This window comes from Paraburkholderia sp. 32 (assembly GCF_050435345.1).
Taxonomy (GTDB): domain Bacteria; phylum Pseudomonadota; class Gammaproteobacteria; order Burkholderiales; family Burkholderiaceae; genus Paraburkholderia; species Paraburkholderia tuberum.
The window spans coordinates 2,012,520-2,028,088 of the sequence record NZ_JBNDKD010000001.1 but is presented as its reverse complement, the minus strand read 5'-3'; the positions used below and the strand labels follow the sequence as shown (position 1 = coordinate 2,028,088).

General features: G+C 59.9%; 14 protein-coding genes and 2 pseudogenes. 9 read left to right on the top strand and 7 right to left on the bottom strand.

What is annotated here, in order from left to right:
- Positions 1 to 82: 82 nt before the first annotated feature.
- Positions 83 to 304: a hypothetical protein gene (locus OKW26_RS09485; RefSeq protein ID WP_429353415.1), complete on the bottom strand. Its 222-nt coding sequence runs from the start codon at positions 302 to 304 to the stop codon at positions 83 to 85.
- A 368-nt stretch (positions 305 to 672) separates the two neighbouring features.
- On the opposite strand from OKW26_RS09485, the gene OKW26_RS09480 reads away from it, so the two are divergent.
- Together OKW26_RS09480 and OKW26_RS09475 are read left to right on the top strand one after the other, a co-directional pair.
- Positions 673 to 945 carry a hypothetical protein gene (locus tag OKW26_RS09480; RefSeq protein WP_429353414.1) on the top strand — a complete coding sequence of 91 codons (273 nt, stop codon included), beginning with the start codon at positions 673 to 675 and terminating at the stop codon, positions 943 to 945.
- A 249-nt stretch (positions 946 to 1,194) separates the two neighbouring features.
- Complete coding sequence (locus OKW26_RS09475) at positions 1,195 to 2,331, top strand: IS110 family transposase (protein ID WP_429353413.1); 1,137 nt, start codon at positions 1,195 to 1,197, stop codon at positions 2,329 to 2,331.
- 549 nt (positions 2,332 to 2,880) lie between these two features.
- Here the strand turns inward: OKW26_RS09475 and OKW26_RS09470 are convergent.
- From OKW26_RS09470 to OKW26_RS09455, 4 genes are all read right to left on the bottom strand, one after another.
- Positions 2,881 to 3,279: a GFA family protein gene (locus tag OKW26_RS09470; protein ID WP_184040516.1), complete on the bottom strand. Its 399-nt coding sequence runs from the start codon at positions 3,277 to 3,279 to the stop codon at positions 2,881 to 2,883.
- 247 nt (positions 3,280 to 3,526) lie between these two features.
- On the bottom strand, positions 3,527 to 4,519 hold the full coding sequence (locus OKW26_RS09465) for an IS5 family transposase (protein WP_429353412.1): 993 nt from the start codon (positions 4,517 to 4,519) through the stop codon (positions 3,527 to 3,529).
- Between the two features lie 257 nt (positions 4,520 to 4,776).
- Positions 4,777 to 5,580 carry a transglutaminase-like domain-containing protein gene (locus tag OKW26_RS09460; protein ID WP_429353411.1) on the bottom strand — a complete coding sequence of 268 codons (804 nt, stop codon included), beginning with the start codon at positions 5,578 to 5,580 and terminating at the stop codon, positions 4,777 to 4,779.
- Between the two features lie 42 nt (positions 5,581 to 5,622).
- Positions 5,623 to 6,495 (bottom strand): transglutaminase family protein, encoded by an 873-nt coding sequence (locus tag OKW26_RS09455; protein WP_429353410.1) that lies wholly within the window; start codon positions 6,493 to 6,495, stop codon positions 5,623 to 5,625.
- A gap of 689 nt (positions 6,496 to 7,184) precedes the next feature.
- Here OKW26_RS09455 and OKW26_RS09450 point away from each other — a divergent pair.
- Entirely contained in the window at positions 7,185 to 7,472 is a 288-nt protein-coding gene (locus tag OKW26_RS09450; RefSeq protein WP_429348329.1) for a hypothetical protein, read from the top strand.
- Positions 7,473 to 7,701 (top strand): annotated as a pseudogene (locus OKW26_RS09445) (DUF1488 domain-containing protein).
- A 141-nt stretch (positions 7,702 to 7,842) separates the two neighbouring features.
- Here OKW26_RS09445 and OKW26_RS09440 read toward each other — a convergent pair.
- Positions 7,843 to 7,977, bottom strand: a complete 135-nt coding sequence (locus tag OKW26_RS09440) for a hypothetical protein (protein WP_262421748.1) — start codon at positions 7,975 to 7,977, stop codon at positions 7,843 to 7,845.
- Between the two features lie 110 nt (positions 7,978 to 8,087).
- Between OKW26_RS09440 and OKW26_RS09435 the strand changes: the two are divergent.
- Positions 8,088 to 8,271, top strand: a pseudogene (locus tag OKW26_RS09435) (EamA family transporter); the annotation flags it as partial.
- Positions 8,272 to 8,490: 219 nt separating this feature from the next.
- Here OKW26_RS09435 and OKW26_RS09430 read toward each other — a convergent pair.
- A complete protein-coding gene (locus tag OKW26_RS09430) occupies positions 8,491 to 9,591 on the bottom strand; it encodes an IS5 family transposase (RefSeq protein ID WP_429354200.1) in 1,101 nt (366 codons plus the stop codon).
- Positions 9,592 to 9,725: 134 nt separating this feature from the next.
- Between OKW26_RS09430 and OKW26_RS09425 the strand changes: the two genes are divergently transcribed.
- From OKW26_RS09425 to OKW26_RS09410, 4 genes are all read left to right on the top strand, one after another.
- Entirely contained in the window at positions 9,726 to 12,008 is a 2,283-nt protein-coding gene (locus OKW26_RS09425; protein ID WP_429353409.1) for an NADP-dependent malic enzyme, read from the top strand.
- A gap of 655 nt (positions 12,009 to 12,663) precedes the next feature.
- Complete coding sequence (locus tag OKW26_RS09420; RefSeq protein WP_429353408.1) at positions 12,664 to 12,981, top strand: hypothetical protein; 318 nt, start codon at positions 12,664 to 12,666, stop codon at positions 12,979 to 12,981.
- A 167-nt stretch (positions 12,982 to 13,148) separates the two neighbouring features.
- A complete protein-coding gene (locus OKW26_RS09415) occupies positions 13,149 to 14,714 on the top strand; it encodes a recombinase family protein (RefSeq protein ID WP_429353407.1) in 1,566 nt (521 codons plus the stop codon).
- Positions 14,711 to 15,568, top strand: a complete 858-nt coding sequence (locus tag OKW26_RS09410) for a ParB/RepB/Spo0J family partition protein (protein ID WP_429353406.1) — start codon at positions 14,711 to 14,713, stop codon at positions 15,566 to 15,568. The genes OKW26_RS09415 and OKW26_RS09410 overlap by 4 nt, the downstream gene beginning before the upstream one ends.
- Position 15,569 lies beyond the last annotated feature (1 nt).

Below are 15,569 nucleotides of genomic sequence, written 5' to 3'. Positions count from 1 at the left end.
AGGGCGAGAGGAAGCATTCCTGAATTCCATCCGTGGGGCGGCGGGCGGGTGTCCCGCCGCCAGGCTCGACAACTTACGGAGTTCAGTCGTCCTGCTGTTCAGCCATTTCTGCCGCCACATGAAGTCCAGTGTCCATGGCGGCCTCTTCTGTCGCGTAAGCGATTCCCGGTTCGTGCCGCACTTCTTTGATCGCGTCTCCAGTATGGTCAATATGGACGATCTCAAATGTGTACCCGCCTTCAGCCAGTCGGTTCGGTTCAATACGGTAGGTGTGTTTGCCCTTACTAATCGTTCTTGCCGGCACCGATTTTCTCCTTTGTGTGATCTTTCGCCGCCATGATATTCCACGCCTGTGGCTTCTGAACTGTCGCTAATGGCAGGTTAGCCCGCTGCCAGTCCGCCGGCTGACAGGTCCCGGAAAACAGGCGTTCGCGCAGTCATGCAAGGACCATGCCACGAGGGGGCTGCACACTCGCCTATGACGTGAGCGTTGTCGGCCGCTCGCTGCGCATATGGTTTCAATGGGGCGGGGGTCCAGTGCGGTGGGAATACGGAGTTCCGGGGCCGCTATCGGACTTTGGTCCCATTGGTCTCACCCGCCTGGCCGACTAGGCTGAAAAATACGTCGACGTTTGGACGGCGACATATCCGCAATATCCCCGGGAGTTCATCATGAAATTTCTTGTGGTTACCGCGTCGGCCATTTTCGTTGCAGTGCTTTCAAACCCGTCCGTTTGGGCTCAAGGCAATTCCGCAACCAGTGCGCCGGCGGCTGCAGAGCATCCCGACGAGATCGTGAGGATGCACCAACAGGTGGCCGCAGCCAATCGTGTCTATAACAAGCACGTAGCCGCTGCACAAAAAGTTTTCGATGAGAAAAAGGCAGCAGCCAAAAAAGAGCGTGATGCTGCCATAGCGGCAGCACATCAGGGTGTGGGCCAATAGAACGACGACGTTCCCGGCACCTCAATGGTTCCTTCCGCAGCAACAACCAAACGCTACCAAGCTATTTGAGCCCACGGAGGACGTTACGCTCCCTGCTAGGCAGGTGCGGTCACCGACATAGATCAGGCCGTGTGGTCCGCCGTTGATCGCGATCGGGCAGCCGTCGACCCAGAGATGCTATGTGGGACTACCCAAGCCAGACCCGTTTAGCTAAAACGGAATTTCCAACCCTGTGCAAAGGAGACGGAAATGTCGGCGACCCAGACAGTCCCACAAGGCAATGATACGGCGATCCAAGTCCAGCTCTACATGAGCTTCGAACTCGGCGACAAGTCGTGGAAGTTGACGGCCAGCGATGGCCGGCGCGGCCCGAGCCGTTTCAGCGTGCACGCCGGCGACACGGCTGCGGTGCTCGACTGCGTGCGCCGCGCCAAGGAGCGCTGCCAGCTCGAACCGCAGGCCCCGGTGCATTCGTGCTATGAGGCCGGCCGCGATGGCTGGTGGCTGCATCGCTGGTTGAGCGGGCAAGGCATTGACAACCTCGTGGTCGACCCGGCGAGCATCGAAGTGAACCGACGCGCCAGACGGGCCAAGACCGACCGGCTCGACGGCGATAAGCTGCTGGTGATGCTCAGGCGCCACCACGCTGGCGAGCGCATCTGGTCGGTGGTGCACGAGCCCACGCCCGAGCAGGAAGACGCGCGCCGCACGCACCGTGAACTGGCCCGGCTGAGCCAGGAGCGTACCGCCCACACGAACCGCATCCGCTCCCTGCTGGTGCTGCACAACCTGCGTGTGCCGGTCATCGTCGGCGGGCGCGACTGGGCGGCGTGGTGGGAGCGCCATCGCGAGCAGGTGCCGCCGGTGTTGCGCGGCGAGATCGAGCGCGAGAGCGCGCGGCTGGCGCTGGTCAGGCAGCAGCTCAAGGTGCTGGAAGCGGCGCGGCGCCAGGAACTGGCCGAGGGCAAGCATCCGCTGGTGGCGCAACTGGCACGGCTGCGCGCGATCGGCCCCAAGGGCGCCTGGGTGCTGGTCAAGGAAGTGTTTGGCTGGCGACGTTTCGCCAACCGGCGCGAGCTGGCCGGCAGCCTGGGGCTCACGCCGACACCCTACGACAGTGGCGGCAGTCAGATCGAGCAAGGCATCAGCAAGGCGGGCAACAAGCGAGCGCGCACGATGCTGGTCGAACTCGCCTGGCGCTGGCTGCAGCTGCAGCCCGACAGCCTCCTGACCCAGTGGTTCAACCGGCGCTTTGCCGGCGGCGGCAAGCGCATGCGGCGCGTGGGCATCGTGGCGGTGGCGCGGCGCCTGGCTATCGCGCTGTGGCACTACCTCGAGCACGGCGAGATTCCGGCCGGAGCCTCGCTCAAGCCGGCAGCTGCCTGAAATTCCGGGCAGCACGGGTACCACGCAACGCCTTCGCACGCAACACGTCATCATGATCCAGGGTCGACGCGCCCGGAACGTCGGCGGGTCACGGCACCCCGTGACCGTCTCGCAGAGATGGGGCGCGCCCATAACCGGGGTTTGCCAGCGCGCCTTGCGCGCATGCTGCATGAGGTGCAGGGTGTTGGCGCCCTGCACGGATAGAAGTTCGTTCGGGCACTGGCTCGAACGCTCATCACACCCCGACCCCGGACCAGGATGGCACAGCCATGTCGCGCCAAGGCATCACGCGCTCAACAACCTACAGGAGCCACCATGAAATCCAAGCCCTTCACGTGATCAAAAACGGCTTGACATACAAGTCCCCATAGAAGCTGACGTTACCCATTGCCGAAAGCGGCCGTTCAACGTTCGAGGATAAAAGCCACGAAGAACCGTCTTCCTGCGAGCCTTGTGTGTCTGAGCATGAGCCAACCACTAGGTGGCGGCCCAGGCCGCGCGCAACTCGTTTCGGTAACCATCACAAAGGTGCAGCCCTGCCATTTGAATTCAGCCCTTGGAGTAGCTGCCCTCGTGTTTCGGCAGGGCGTCAGATACATGAACCCACGGTAACTTGCTCGATGTCCAAGTGTGATGCTCGGGAGGAACCAGGTCCGGCACGTCGAGACTGCATGTCGTAATGTCAATCTCGTCGGGGAAATCGTCGTGTTGATAGGTCAATTGCGTGCCACAGTCCGGGCAGAAAGTTCGCAAAACCGCTTTACTGCTTGCGAAGCTCCTTGGTTCGCCATGGACGAACCGAAACTCGGATCGCTTGACGCTAAACCAGGCGACGAACGGGGCCGCAGATGCGCGGCGACAGTCTGCGCAGTGACAAACTGTGGAGTTGAAGGGTGTATCCAACACTTCATAACGGACTTCTCCGCAAAAACAGCGACCTTTGAGCATTGCTCCCTCCGTGGCGTGACAGTCGCCCGCAGCGCAACGATCGTATGCGCCCGGCAATTGTAGAGGTCCGGGCTGAAGATCTCGCAGGGTCGATAGCGCAGGTGGCGCTCGAACTAGGGAAACACTGATCAATAAGCTCGTCGCCGGCGTTGCCGACGAGTCAGCTTGCAATTATCAGAATGTCGAAGGAATTCGGTCGCAAGCGAGGCGGAGTTTGCCCGGATTCGGGGCCCCCTCCTCGCATTTTTCATGCACATGACGGACTACTCCCGTGAACTGACCGCAACCGGTTTCGGGCGATTACCAGGTTCGCCAAGGCGAACAGGCTGAACAGTTGCGCCGTGTTCTTGGCCAGCCCCTTGTAGCGCACCTTGCGATGACGGAACAGATTCTTGACGATATGAAACGGATGCTCGACCCGAGCACGAATTTGCGCCTTGGTCCGCTCGACCGCGATCACCAGATCCTTCAGCGGACCATCCTGCATCGCCTTGATCTTTCCGCGCTTGGCCGCCACGCGCCACTTCACCGACTTGCCCTTCATTTCGTCGCGTTTGTCTACGCCGATGTAGCCCGCGTCGCCGAACGCTTCCTCTTCGTGCCCGTGCAGCAGCGCGTGGGCTTGCGAGACATCCGACACGTTGGCGGACGTGCCGACCACGCTATGCACCAGACCCGAATCGGCGTCGACTCCGATGTGGGCCTTCATCGCGAAGTGCCACTCGTTGCCCTTCTTCGTCTGATGCATCTCCGGGTCTCGGCTCTTCTCCGCGTTCTTGGTCGACGGCGGCGCTTCGATGATCGTCGCGTCGACCAACGTGCCTTCCTTCATCATCAGTCCGCGCTCACACAGCGAGATGCCGATCTCGTCGAACAACTTTCGCGTCAGATCGTGCTCGACCAGCAGGCGGCGGAACTTCAACAGCGTGGTCGCATCCGGCGCGTTCTCGACGGCCAGATCGATGCCGGCGAAGGCGCGCATCGCAATGCTATCGTACAGCGCGTCTTCCAGACCTTCGTCCGACAGGCCGTACCACTGCTGCAGAAAGTAGATTCGAAGCATGCGCTCCAGACCAATCGGCGGACGGCCACGCTCACCCTTCGGGTAATACGGCTCGATCGCCGACAGCAACCGCGGCCACGGTACGACCCTCTCCATCTCTGTCAGGAAGCGCTGGCGCCTGGTCACCCGTTTCTTGCCCGCACTCTCCGCTTCTGCAAAGCTGATTTGCCGCTTCATCACTACTGGTCCGTTCCGTGAGCTTCCTTCTATAACGTACTCGAACACGTCAGCGATGACGGCCGAGCCTGATAAATCAGTGTTTCCCTAGGGGATAGCGCCTCGGTCGGCTGTTTCCTTTCCGAGTGTAACGGCGACTGACCGCTTTCGGCTACCAGTTCGAATGGCCGTTCCTGGCCGACCGCTGCCTGATGCATCTGATGCATCCCGACCCAAACCCGTCCTCTACGACACCACCAACGAATGACCACTCGTCATCATTCAGGCGCGCAGTGGACGTCGAATTTGATGAGCTTCGTCGGACCGAATGTGTTGCTGAGCGCAACGTCGGCGGCATCGCGGCCGCGCGCCATCAGCACACGACCGATACGCGGCACGTTGTTGCGCGGATCGAAGGTCTGCCAGGAGCCGCCCACATAGGCTTCGAACCATGCCGCGAAATCCATCGTGCTCCACGGCGGCGGCACACCGACGTCACTGATGTAGCCCGTGCAGTAGCGCGCCGGAATATTCATCGCGCGGCATAGCGCCACGGCCAGATGAGCGAAGTCGCGACACACGCCCTTGCGTTCCTGCCACGCCTGAAACGCGGTCTTGGTCGGCCGTGCAAATTCGTATCCGAACGTGACATGGCGATGCACGTAGTCGCAAATCGCCTGCACCCGGTGGCGGCCCGGAGGCGTATTGGAAAACAGTTTCCAGGCAATGTCGGACAGCAGATCGGTTTCGCAATAGCGGCTGCCGAGCAGGAACACCAGACATTCATCCGGAAGCGTTTCGACGGCATGCTGATAGTCGAACGGCTCGCGCGTCTCGGGTTGATCGGAGATGTTGAGCAGCGCGCTTGTGGAAAGCGAAATCAGCCCCTGCGGCGCGACGATGCGGCTGCACAGATTGCCGAAGCTATCGCGATACTGCGTGATCGCCACCGGCGGATCGACCACCAGCAGATCGGCAGACAGGACATCCTGCACGCGGGAAAAATGCGTGTTCAACATCAACATCATTGGTGTCGGCTGCGCGCACTCGTAGATCAGTTCATAGCCCACGCGAAGTTTCATCTGACCATCCTTCCATTGATAAAGTCGTAACGCGCTGAGCGCTCAGGCGTCTTCGGTCACGCTCACGTCGACCTCAAGACTGCGGAACGAATGCATCGCGCCGTGCCATGTGCCCCAGAGCGGCAGCGCCTGATCGTAATTCCACGCTACCGCCACACGAATCAGATGCCGGTTGCCGACGATGCTGTTGGTCGGATCGAAATCGACCCAGCCTGCACCGGGAAGATAGATCTGCAGCCATGCGTGGGTCGCGCCGCCGCCCAGGGTGGTGTCGTGGTCCGGCACGAAGATATAGCCGCTGACAAACCGGGCCGCGAGGCCAAGCGAGCGGACGGCATCCATCATCAGCACCGCGAAATCGCGGCAACTGCCGCTGCGCAGGCGTAGCGTGTCGGCAGGACGATTGACGCCCTTCTCGACGCGCCGCACGTACATGAAGTTGTTCTTGATCTCGAGCGTCATGCTGCGCAACAACGTCATCGTGCCCGTCGTGCCGCCGGGGTCGATAAAGCGTCGCGCCCACAGGTCGACATCGTCGTTCGGAAACTGTCGGCTTCGCGCGTTCACCAGATCAGAGGCTTCCTCGCTCGTATACGCGAAGGGCCAGGTCGACGCATAGGCTTCCAGCGAATAGTCAGGCAGCGGCGCCTCGTAATGTTCGAGCGTCACCTCGCTTCTGAAGAGCAGCTCGGATGCTTCGACCGAAAACGTGGCGACTGCGACCGAGTTGTCGAAGACATCGTGCAACCAATACAGCCGTTCAGGTGTGGGCGTGATCAGCAACTGCGCGGTGAGAAGCCGCAGATCATGACTCGCGCGCGGGCGGAACATCATGCGATGCTCGCCGAAGCGTACTGGCTCCAAGTAGTGGTAGACGCTCTGGTGCCGCACGGTTAGACGTTGCGGCGCGCTCATTGCGTTTCGCCGCGAACAAACTTGCTCACCATTTCGCCCCCAAAAGGAAAGCCCACCGCGACAGCACGAACCGGGGCGGCAATCGGTCACGACTCAGACACGCGCTGAAAACGATCAGCAATGAGAGGCAACAAGGTGCAGCCCGAATTACAATGACGCTCTTTCTACCGGGCCGCTGCTACACCTTCGTCGAAAGTGCGCACAAGCAAAGTGAAACGACCGCGCGTCACATGCGCGTGTCGGTTACTTCTTCGTCACGCCGCTCGACACAGAAGTCTTCGGGGTAGACGTCTTGAACAGACCTGCTCCGGGAGATGGTAACTTTTTAGGTTGTTTAGGCTTCTTTGCCTCGCGATTACTACGCAGTTGACCTTTTGCCATTTCGCTCCCCATTTAGGCGCCCACGGAAGGGGCCGCTCTGCGACTCATTCTGGGCGCATTTTTAATTACTGTCGCGATCTACTTAAAAGACCCGATCACACACCTTAAGGGGTAAGTGCACAAGTTTGCTGATAGTGCGTGCTCTCTTCATGCACCCAGCCGCCGGTTTGCCGATTGTTCTTGCTTTGTCGCGCCATGCGGCGCACTCTCGGATAGCCAACTTGAGTGCGCAAGCGGCTTTCATCGACTCGCCACTCGTGTTCGGCTCGCCAGTACCGGCGGGAATACGCGTTGAATCTCGCACGCGAATGAGCATTGCGACCTTGATGTGGCGCGTCGCCGTGCTCAAGCGTGCTTTCTGGCCTCAGGCCACTGCCTTGAAGTTGCACACTCTTTTTGCAGGCGTCCAGATGCTGAAGCGAACCCCAATGAGCCCGATCATGTCGGGCAGACCGCAAGACTATGTGGCGACCCAGAAAGCTCGCGTCGAAGCCTTGCGGCAGGCGGAGTCCGACCGCGCCCAGAAGCGGCTCGACGATGATGCGCGCATCGATATCAACGCCGCGAAGTGGCGCTACGTCTCTTCGAGAGATTAGATGGCAAAAAGCAAGATCGTGCTCAGCTTCCCAAATCCCAGTCGCTCTTACGACACCTCCTAGGCATCGTGTATGTTTCTGGGGCTACGACAATTCTCGCGAGATCGCGTTTCTCGTCGATGGTCAAATGCTGACGAAGCTCAACCCCGGAATCCGTAGCGAGGAAACCGACCTGCTCGCGGCGTTCGATCGTAATCGCGACCGGATACTGGAACTGGCCAAAACGTGATATAAGGGTGGCCCGCAGATCAGGTACACGATCTCCTGAATCGAAGATCGGGCGCGATCACTTTTTAGTTGCAGGGATGCGAGGCGCGAGCAGGGTTCGAACACGCAGCCAATATTACTCGGCCCGAACGCCCCCATACGTTCAATATGAAGCAGGCAGCAGATCGCCCAGCGCCTGATACACTGCTTCACGAAAAAGCGCAACCGCTGAAAACTGGCCAAACTCCACGGTGCGATCGACAATCTTGCCTGTCGCCTGATCCGGGCCGAGCGACACTCGCGATGTCGTGAACAATACATAGGCGGTCGGCGCCCTGGGGTAAAAAGCTCACCTGAGTAGCAGTCCCGCCACGCGGCCGCGACGTGGAAGCGGTGTTCGGAGCGACCTGGCTACATTTGCGGGAGCGCCACGAGCACGCTCACACGCACGAGACACCGGAACCAAACCACCGAGGTCGCCATGACGAGCACCATCAGCACGTTCATGACTTCCCGTGGGACGGGCAGGAACCACATACCCCCACATAAGCGTGAACCCGTAACACACAAGCATCGCCACCATCGTCATTGACTTCACGTGATTTCAATGTCCGCAGCAGCGCGATTATCGGTCGCTCACTCTATCGCTTTGATCGACTCCTAACAGGCTGTTGAAATATCCGTCGTTGATGCACTCAGGTGCATTGCGACGGATGCTGAGTTCGCACTTCTGAAACGCGGAACACGTTTCCGGGCGTTCGAGGCTGCTAACGGTTTCACCATATCGATGTTATCCATTGCATCCCGGCCCTCAACGGGCAAGTGTGCGCATACGCGTCAAGTTGTAGCCGACCTGCGTCAGCACGAAGAGCTGGTCTACGCGTTCAAGTCCTCGATACATCGCCTGTCGAATTCGTCCGACTGTCTTGCCCCATCCGAACACCTGCTCAATCCGCTTACGTTTTTGCTGGCTGACCGCGTAACCCGGACAACGCGTGGTTCGCTCGTCAATCGCTGAGCCTCCTGGACGCCCATCGTTTTGCGCGACATGAGGCGTGACGCGATTTGCTCGACAGGTGGCGACAAAGCCGGCTGTGTCGTAGTTCTTGTCTGCTCCGACCGTAATGCCGCCCGGGGCCACCTTCGCGGCGTCAGCAAGCATTTGCGCGGCGCAGTCGCGCTCGGCGGTGCCCGTCGCCAGCGTCACCTGCGCGTTGACTACCAGGCCGTGCCGGTTGTCAGTCAGTACATGGCCCATGTAGCAAAGCATCGCACCGGTTCCTTTGCTCTTGCGAAACAGGCGCGCCTGTTCGTCGGTCGTGGACTGATGCGTCGCGTTACTGCGCTTCTGACCGTGCCAGTTGTCGTTGGGCGCCGGCGGTTCGTCGGGCGGCGTATCGTCTTCGTCCGGACTTGCCTTCGGCACAAAGCTCTTGTGTCCCGCCCAGGCCTGAATCAGCGTGCCGTCAACGCTAAAGTGCTCACCCGACAGATGCCCACGCTCGCGCGCAGTCTCAACCGTCTCGTTGAAGAGCAATACCAGCACATCGTGTTCAAGCAGTCGGTCGCGGTTCTTGCTGAATGTCGAGTGGTCCCACACCGTCCCATCCATCGGCAAGCCGACGAACCAGCGAAAGAGCATGTTGTAGGAAATCTGTTCCATCAACATGCGCTCGCTGCGAATCGAGTACAGCACCTGAAGCAGTAACGCTCGCACCAGCTTCTCCGGTGCAATGCTCGGCCGCCCACCTTTCGCATCAGCCTCGTACATCCGGGCAAACACGTCGTCCATGCGTTTGAGCGCATCGTTGAGCCACGTGCGAATCGGACGCAACGGATGGTCTTTCGGCACAAAATCATCCAGCTTCAACACCGTGAACATCGACTCCGTAAAACCATCGGCACCGCGCATCCGTTTCATCCCGCTCACATTCATGACATTACCTTCAACGTTTACCACTTCGTCCCGGATGACGGAGAAACGAGGTATTTCAACAGCCTGTTAGGCCACAAATGGCGACGCACAATCCCTTTTCCTGAACAACCATGACCATCGATCTCAAGACGGCCGCCCTCGATTACCACGAGTTCCCCACCCCGGGGAAGTTCGCGATCGCCCCGACCAAGCAGATGATCAACCAGCGCGACCTCGCGCTGGCGTATTCGCCTGGCGTCGCGTTCGCGTGCGAGGAAATCGTCGAGAGCCCGCTGAACGCCGCGCGCTTCACCGCGCGCAGCAACCTCGTTGGCGTCGTCACGAACGGGACCGCGGTGCTGGGCCTCGGCAACATCGGGCCGCTCGCGTCGAAGCCGGTCATGGAAGGCAAGGCCGTCCTGTTCAAGAAGTTCGCCGGCATCGACGTGTTCGATATCGAGATCAACGAGAACGATCCGCACAAGCTGGTCGAGGTGATTGCCGCGCTCGAACCGACCTTCGGCGGCATCAACCTCGAAGACATCAAGGCGCCGGACTGCTTCATCGTCGAACGCGAATGCCGCAAGCGCATGAAGATTCCGGTCTTCCACGACGACCAGCACGGCACCGCGATCGTCGTCGCGGCGGCGGTCACCAACGGCCTGAAGGTCGTCGGCAAGGACATCAAGGAAGTCAAGCTGGTCGCGTCGGGCGCGGGCGCGGCGGCGCTCGCGTGTCTGGACCTGCTGGTCGATCTCGGCTTGCCGCTCGAAAACATCCTGGTCACGGATCTCGCCGGCGTGGTCTACAAGGGCCGCGTCGAACTGATGGACCCGGACAAGGAGCGCTTCGCGCGAGAAACCCACGCCCGCACGCTCGCCGAGGCGATCGGCGGCGCCGACGTTTTCCTCGGTCTCTCGGCTGGCGGCGTGCTCAAGCAGGACATGGTCAAGCAGATGGCGGACAAGCCGCTGATTCTCGCGCTGGCCAATCCGACGCCGGAAATCCTGCCGGAACTGGCGCTCGAAGTGCGCCCGGACGCCGTGCTGTGCACGGGCCGCACCGACTATCCGAACCAGGTGAACAACGTGCTCGTATTCCCGTTCCTGTTCCGCGGCGCGCTGGATGCGGGCGCGACGACGGTCACGCGGGAAATGGAAATCGCGGCGGTCAATGCGATTGCCGAGCTGGCGCGCCAGGAGCAGAGCGACATCGTCGCGACCGCGTACGGCATCCAGGATCTGTCGTTCGGGCCGGAATATCTGATTCCGAAGCCGTTCGATCCGCGTCTGATCGTCAAGGTCGCGCCCGCGGTGGCGAAGGCCGCGATGGATTCAGCTGTCGCCGAGCGTCCGATCGAGGACATGGAAGCGTACCAGCAGCATCTGCAGCAGTTCGTGTATCACAGCGGCACGACCATGAAGCCGATTTTCCAGCTGGCGCGCGGCGTCGAGCTCGAGAAGAAGCGCATCGTGTTCGCGGAAGGCGAGGAAGAGCGCGTGTTGCGCGCAATCCAGATCGTCGTCGACGAAAAGCTGGCGAAGCCGATCCTGATCGGGCGCCCGGCGGTGATCGAGCAGCGCATTGCGCGCTACGGTCTGCGCCTGGCCACGGGGCAGGACTACATGGTCGTCAACACCGACCATGACGAACGTTACCGCGATTTCTGGCAGGAATACGCAAAGATGATGTCGCGCAAGGGCATCACGGCGCAGATGGCGAAGCTCGAGATGCGCCGCCGCACCACGCTGATCGGCGCCATGCTGGTGAAGAAGGGCGAGGCGGACGGCATGATCTGCGGCACGATCAGCACGACGCACCGGCATCTGCACTTCATCGACCAGGTGATCGGCAAGCGCGAAGGCTGCGCGGTGTACGCCGCAATGAACGCGCTGGTGCTGCCGAACCGGCAGATTTTCCTGGTCGACACGCACGTGAACGTCGATCCCACGCCCGAGCAGCTGGCCGAGATCACTATCATGGCCGCCGAGGAAGTGCGCCGTTTCGGTATCGAGCCGAAGGTTGCACTCGTGTCGCACTCGAACTTCGGTTCGAGCAACGCGCCGACCGCGCAGAAGATGCGCGACACGCTGGAGATACTGCGCGAGCGTGCGCCGGACCTGCAGGTGGACGGCGAAATGCACGGCGACGTCGCGCTCGACGCGAACCTGCGCCGCGAAGTGATGCCCGACTCGACGCTCGAAGGCGACGCGAACCTGCTGGTGCTGCCGAACATCGACGCGGCCAACATCTCGTACAACCTGCTGAAGACGGCGGCGGGCAACAACATCGCGATTGGCCCGATGCTGCTGGGCGCGGCTCAGCCCGTGCATGTGCTGACGGCTTCGGCGACGGTGCGCCGGATCGTCAATATGACGGCGCTGCTGGTGGCGGACGTCATCGCGGCCCGCTGATCCACGATCCAGTCGAAGCTCAAGGGTTGAAACGGTATTGCGACGACGGGCATTCAATACGTCCATTTTTCGCCAAGGCGCGTTCAGTTGGCGACTGTACCCGATTGGCGGCCGTTGACCGGTTTTCGCAATGCTCCGGACGTTCGGGAAATATGCCCGAACGGCAGTTCAGGGTGGCGCCGATCGCCGTCAGGCAGGGGTCGGCCAGCTGCGGACGCTGTCCCGCGCTTCTATAGAGCCATTCAAACGTCGACTCAGCCCAGCCAACGGCCGTTCGAAAAGCGACGATGTCTATCTCATTACCGACTACATCCGCCGCTGACGCCCCCCGCGACAGAACGCGCCCTTTCGGCTAGATGGCCATTCCGCAATCTGGCCCGCATATACTGCGCCAGGCAAAATGTGTTGCCGCGCGGTCGACGATCACTTGTCCTCCCTAGCCTGCTTACGATCCACGCCGGCTTCTAAAGCGTGCGACAACGGCCTTCAGACCGGCATGGGCACTATCAAAGGGGCGTGAATGAATCAATTCCGACGATGTGCCGCTTGCGGTCAGCTCTTTGAGCCCCGTCCCCAGACCCCCGGGCAGCAGTTTTGTCCCGCACGTCAATGTCAGCGGGTGCGGAAATCGCGTTGGCAGCAACAGAAAATGCGCTTGGATCCCGACTATCGGGACAACCAGGCTAAGGCACAAGCTCACTGGCTTGAACGCAACCCGGACTACTGGCGCAGATACAGGCAGGAACATGCGGATTACACCGAGCGCAACCGTCAGCTGCAACGAATGCGTTATCAGCAGCGGGCAGAAATTGCAAAGATGGACGAGTCGGCCCGCGCTGCGCCTTTGCATTCAGGCCAATACACCCTGCGGCTGTTGCGCCGCAGGGTCGTTGCAAAAATGGATGTCTGGACGGTGCAACTGACTGTCCTGTCAGCGTCGAAGGGCGCCAGGCACTCCGTTGCAAAGATATGACTTGCACGAAGAAGTCTCAGTTGCTGATAACGTTTGGCATATCTGGCAGAAGACACGGACGAAGGAGCCAGGTCATAGCGTGCGGACCGCTACCCACGCCACCGTCCATTGGAGCCTGCGTTCTAATCACGCAGCTCAAGTTACATTGCGCGTTGGCTGGTGATCCCATGTCGGTCGATAGAAATGACGGACTACTACCCCCATGCGAACCGACGCTCCGCGCCGTCGAATACGTCCGTATGTCAACGGAACATCAGCAATATTCGACCGCAAACCAACGAGACCGGATTCGGGAATACGCGGCCAGCCGTGGTTTGGCGATTGTCAGGACATATGCCGATGAAGGGAAGAGCGGCCTGCGAATCGACGGGCGGGAGGCACTTCAACGATTAATCCGTGATGTCGAGAGTCGGAAGGCCGACTTTCAGGTCATCCTAGTGTACGACGTGAGCCGATGGGGTCGGTTTCAGGATGCCGACGAAAGTGCATATTACGAGTACATCTGCCGGCGTGCCGGTATACAGGTGTGCTATTGCGCTGAGCAGTTCGAGAATGATGGGTCGCCCGTATCAACCATCGTGAAGGGTGTAAAGCGGGCGATGGCTGGCGAATACAGCCGTGAACTGTCCGCGAAGGTATTTGCCGGCCAGTGCCGTCTGATAGAGCTTGGCTTTCGTCAGGGCGGTCCGGCGGGTTACGGCTTGCGGCGCGTATTGCTCGGCCAGGATGGACTGGTGAAGGCGGAGTTGCAACGCGGCGAGCACAAGAGTCTTCAAACAGATCGCGTTGTCCTGATGCCGGGGCCAGAAAGCGAAATCCGCATCATTACACTCATCTACAGGTGGTTTGTCGACGAGTCTCTGAGCGAGCAAGAGATAGCTGCGCGGCTGAACGCCATGAAAGTGCGCACCGATCTGGACCGACAGTGGAGCAGATCAACGGTCCACGAAGTCCTGACGAACGAGAAGTATATTGGCAACAACGTGTACAACCGGGTTTCGTTCAAGCTGAAACTACTACGTGTGGTGAATACGCCTGACATGTGGATCCGCAGGGATGGGGCGTTTCCGCCGATTGTGTCGAGCGAGATTTTTTACACCGCGCAAGGGATTATCCGCGCCCGCGCTCGCCGCTACACGAGCGAAGATCTGATCGAGCGTTTGCGGGCGTTGTACAGGAATCGAGGCTACCTTTCCGGCGTCGTAATCGACGAGACGGAGGGTATGCCGTCTTCCTCAGTTTACGCATATCGGTTCGGAAGTCTCATCCGAGCATATCAGGCCGTGGGTTTCACCCCGGACCGCGATTATCGATACGTCGAAATCAACCGGTTTCTACGACGTCTTCATCCCCAAATTGTGAGCGACACTGAGCGGATTATCGGCGATCTCGGAGGCGAAATCGTGCGAGACGCCGCTACCGACCTTCTTCACGTGAATCGGGAATTCACAGCCTCTCTCGTGTTGTCCCGCTGCCAGGTCAGGAGCAGCGGCCGGAATCAGTGGAAAGTGAGATTCGACACAGGGTTGCTGCCCGATATCACTGTTGCCGTGCGGCTCAACGAGCGAAACGAGGCGCCACTTGACTACTATCTGCTGCCGCGCCTCGATTTCGGTCAGCCTGGCATCAGGCTTGCAGATCACAACCCGATCGAATTTGAGAGCTATCGCTTTGAAACGCTTGAGTACCTGTACCACATGGCCGAGCGTGCCCGGCTAAGGAGGGCGGGATGAACACGAAGACAGCCATGGAGATACGGTTGGTTCCTCTCGATAAGATCGAGGTTCTAAATCCGCGTGAACGAGGAAGCCGGGCATTCGACGAAATTGTCGGGAACATCAAGACTATAGGACTCAAGAAACCCATCTGTGTCACCCCGCGAGTGGATTCGCGAGGAGAGCAAAAGTACCTGCTCGTGTGTGGTGAAGGGAGACTAAAAGCGTACCGAGTGCTTGGGGAAAACGAGATTCCAGCGCTGATCGTCCAGGTGTCGGACGAGGACGCTTTCATCATGAGTCTGGCAGAAAACATTGCGCGGCGGCAGCATCGTCCTCTCGAACTGCTGGTTGGCATCCGACAACTGTTGGACAAAGGCTATACGACAAAAATAATCGCGGAAAAGACAGGTCTCACCAATTCGTATGTACAGGCAATCTGCAACCTATTACGTCAGGGAGAGGAGCGGTTACTGATAGCAGTCGAGAGCGGATCAATTCCCTTGAATGTTGCGACGACAATCGCCGGTGCCGGCGACGATGACAAAGCCGTGCAGGCTGCCTTGCAGGAAGCGTATGAAAGTGGGACCCTGCGTGGCAGGCAGTTGCTCATGGCCCGTCGCGTAATTGAAAAGCGGCAGAGGCTGGGGCGATCTGCGGCCCGCACTTCGACAGGAAGGCGAACGGACGTTTCTACCGTGACCCTCGTACGAACGTACCAAAACGAAGTAAAACGGCAGACGGCGCTGGTGCGTAAAGCGGAGTTCTCGCAGCAGCGACTATTGCTCATCGTGGGGGCTCTTCGTCAACTCCTGGCCGACGAGAACTTCGTTAATCGGATCTTCGCGGAAAAGTGTGATGGTTTTTCATGAT

Coding starts and splice junctions, on each gene's coding strand:
- OKW26_RS09475 (WP_429353413.1), top strand. CDS start 1,195: ATGTCGGCGACCCAGACAGTCCCACAAGGCAATGATACGGCGATCCAA.
- OKW26_RS09415 (WP_429353407.1), top strand. CDS start 13,149: ATGTCGGTCGATAGAAATGACGGACTACTACCCCCATGCGAACCGACG.
- OKW26_RS09410 (WP_429353406.1), top strand. CDS start 14,711: ATGAACACGAAGACAGCCATGGAGATACGGTTGGTTCCTCTCGATAAG.
- OKW26_RS09430 (WP_429354200.1), bottom strand. CDS start 9,591: ATGCGCGGTGCCGATGGTTTTACGGAGTCGATGTTCACGGTGTTGAAG.
- OKW26_RS09450 (WP_429348329.1), top strand. CDS start 7,185: ATGAGCATTGCGACCTTGATGTGGCGCGTCGCCGTGCTCAAGCGTGCT.
- OKW26_RS09465 (WP_429353412.1), bottom strand. CDS start 4,519: ATGAAGCGGCAAATCAGCTTTGCAGAAGCGGAGAGTGCGGGCAAGAAA.
- OKW26_RS09470 (WP_184040516.1), bottom strand. CDS start 3,279: ATGCTCAAAGGTCGCTGTTTTTGCGGAGAAGTCCGTTATGAAGTGTTG.
- OKW26_RS09480 (WP_429353414.1), top strand. CDS start 673: ATGAAATTTCTTGTGGTTACCGCGTCGGCCATTTTCGTTGCAGTGCTT.
- OKW26_RS09460 (WP_429353411.1), bottom strand. CDS start 5,580: ATGAAACTTCGCGTGGGCTATGAACTGATCTACGAGTGCGCGCAGCCG.
- OKW26_RS09425 (WP_429353409.1), top strand. CDS start 9,726: ATGACCATCGATCTCAAGACGGCCGCCCTCGATTACCACGAGTTCCCC.
- OKW26_RS09455 (WP_429353410.1), bottom strand. CDS start 6,495: ATGAGCGCGCCGCAACGTCTAACCGTGCGGCACCAGAGCGTCTACCAC.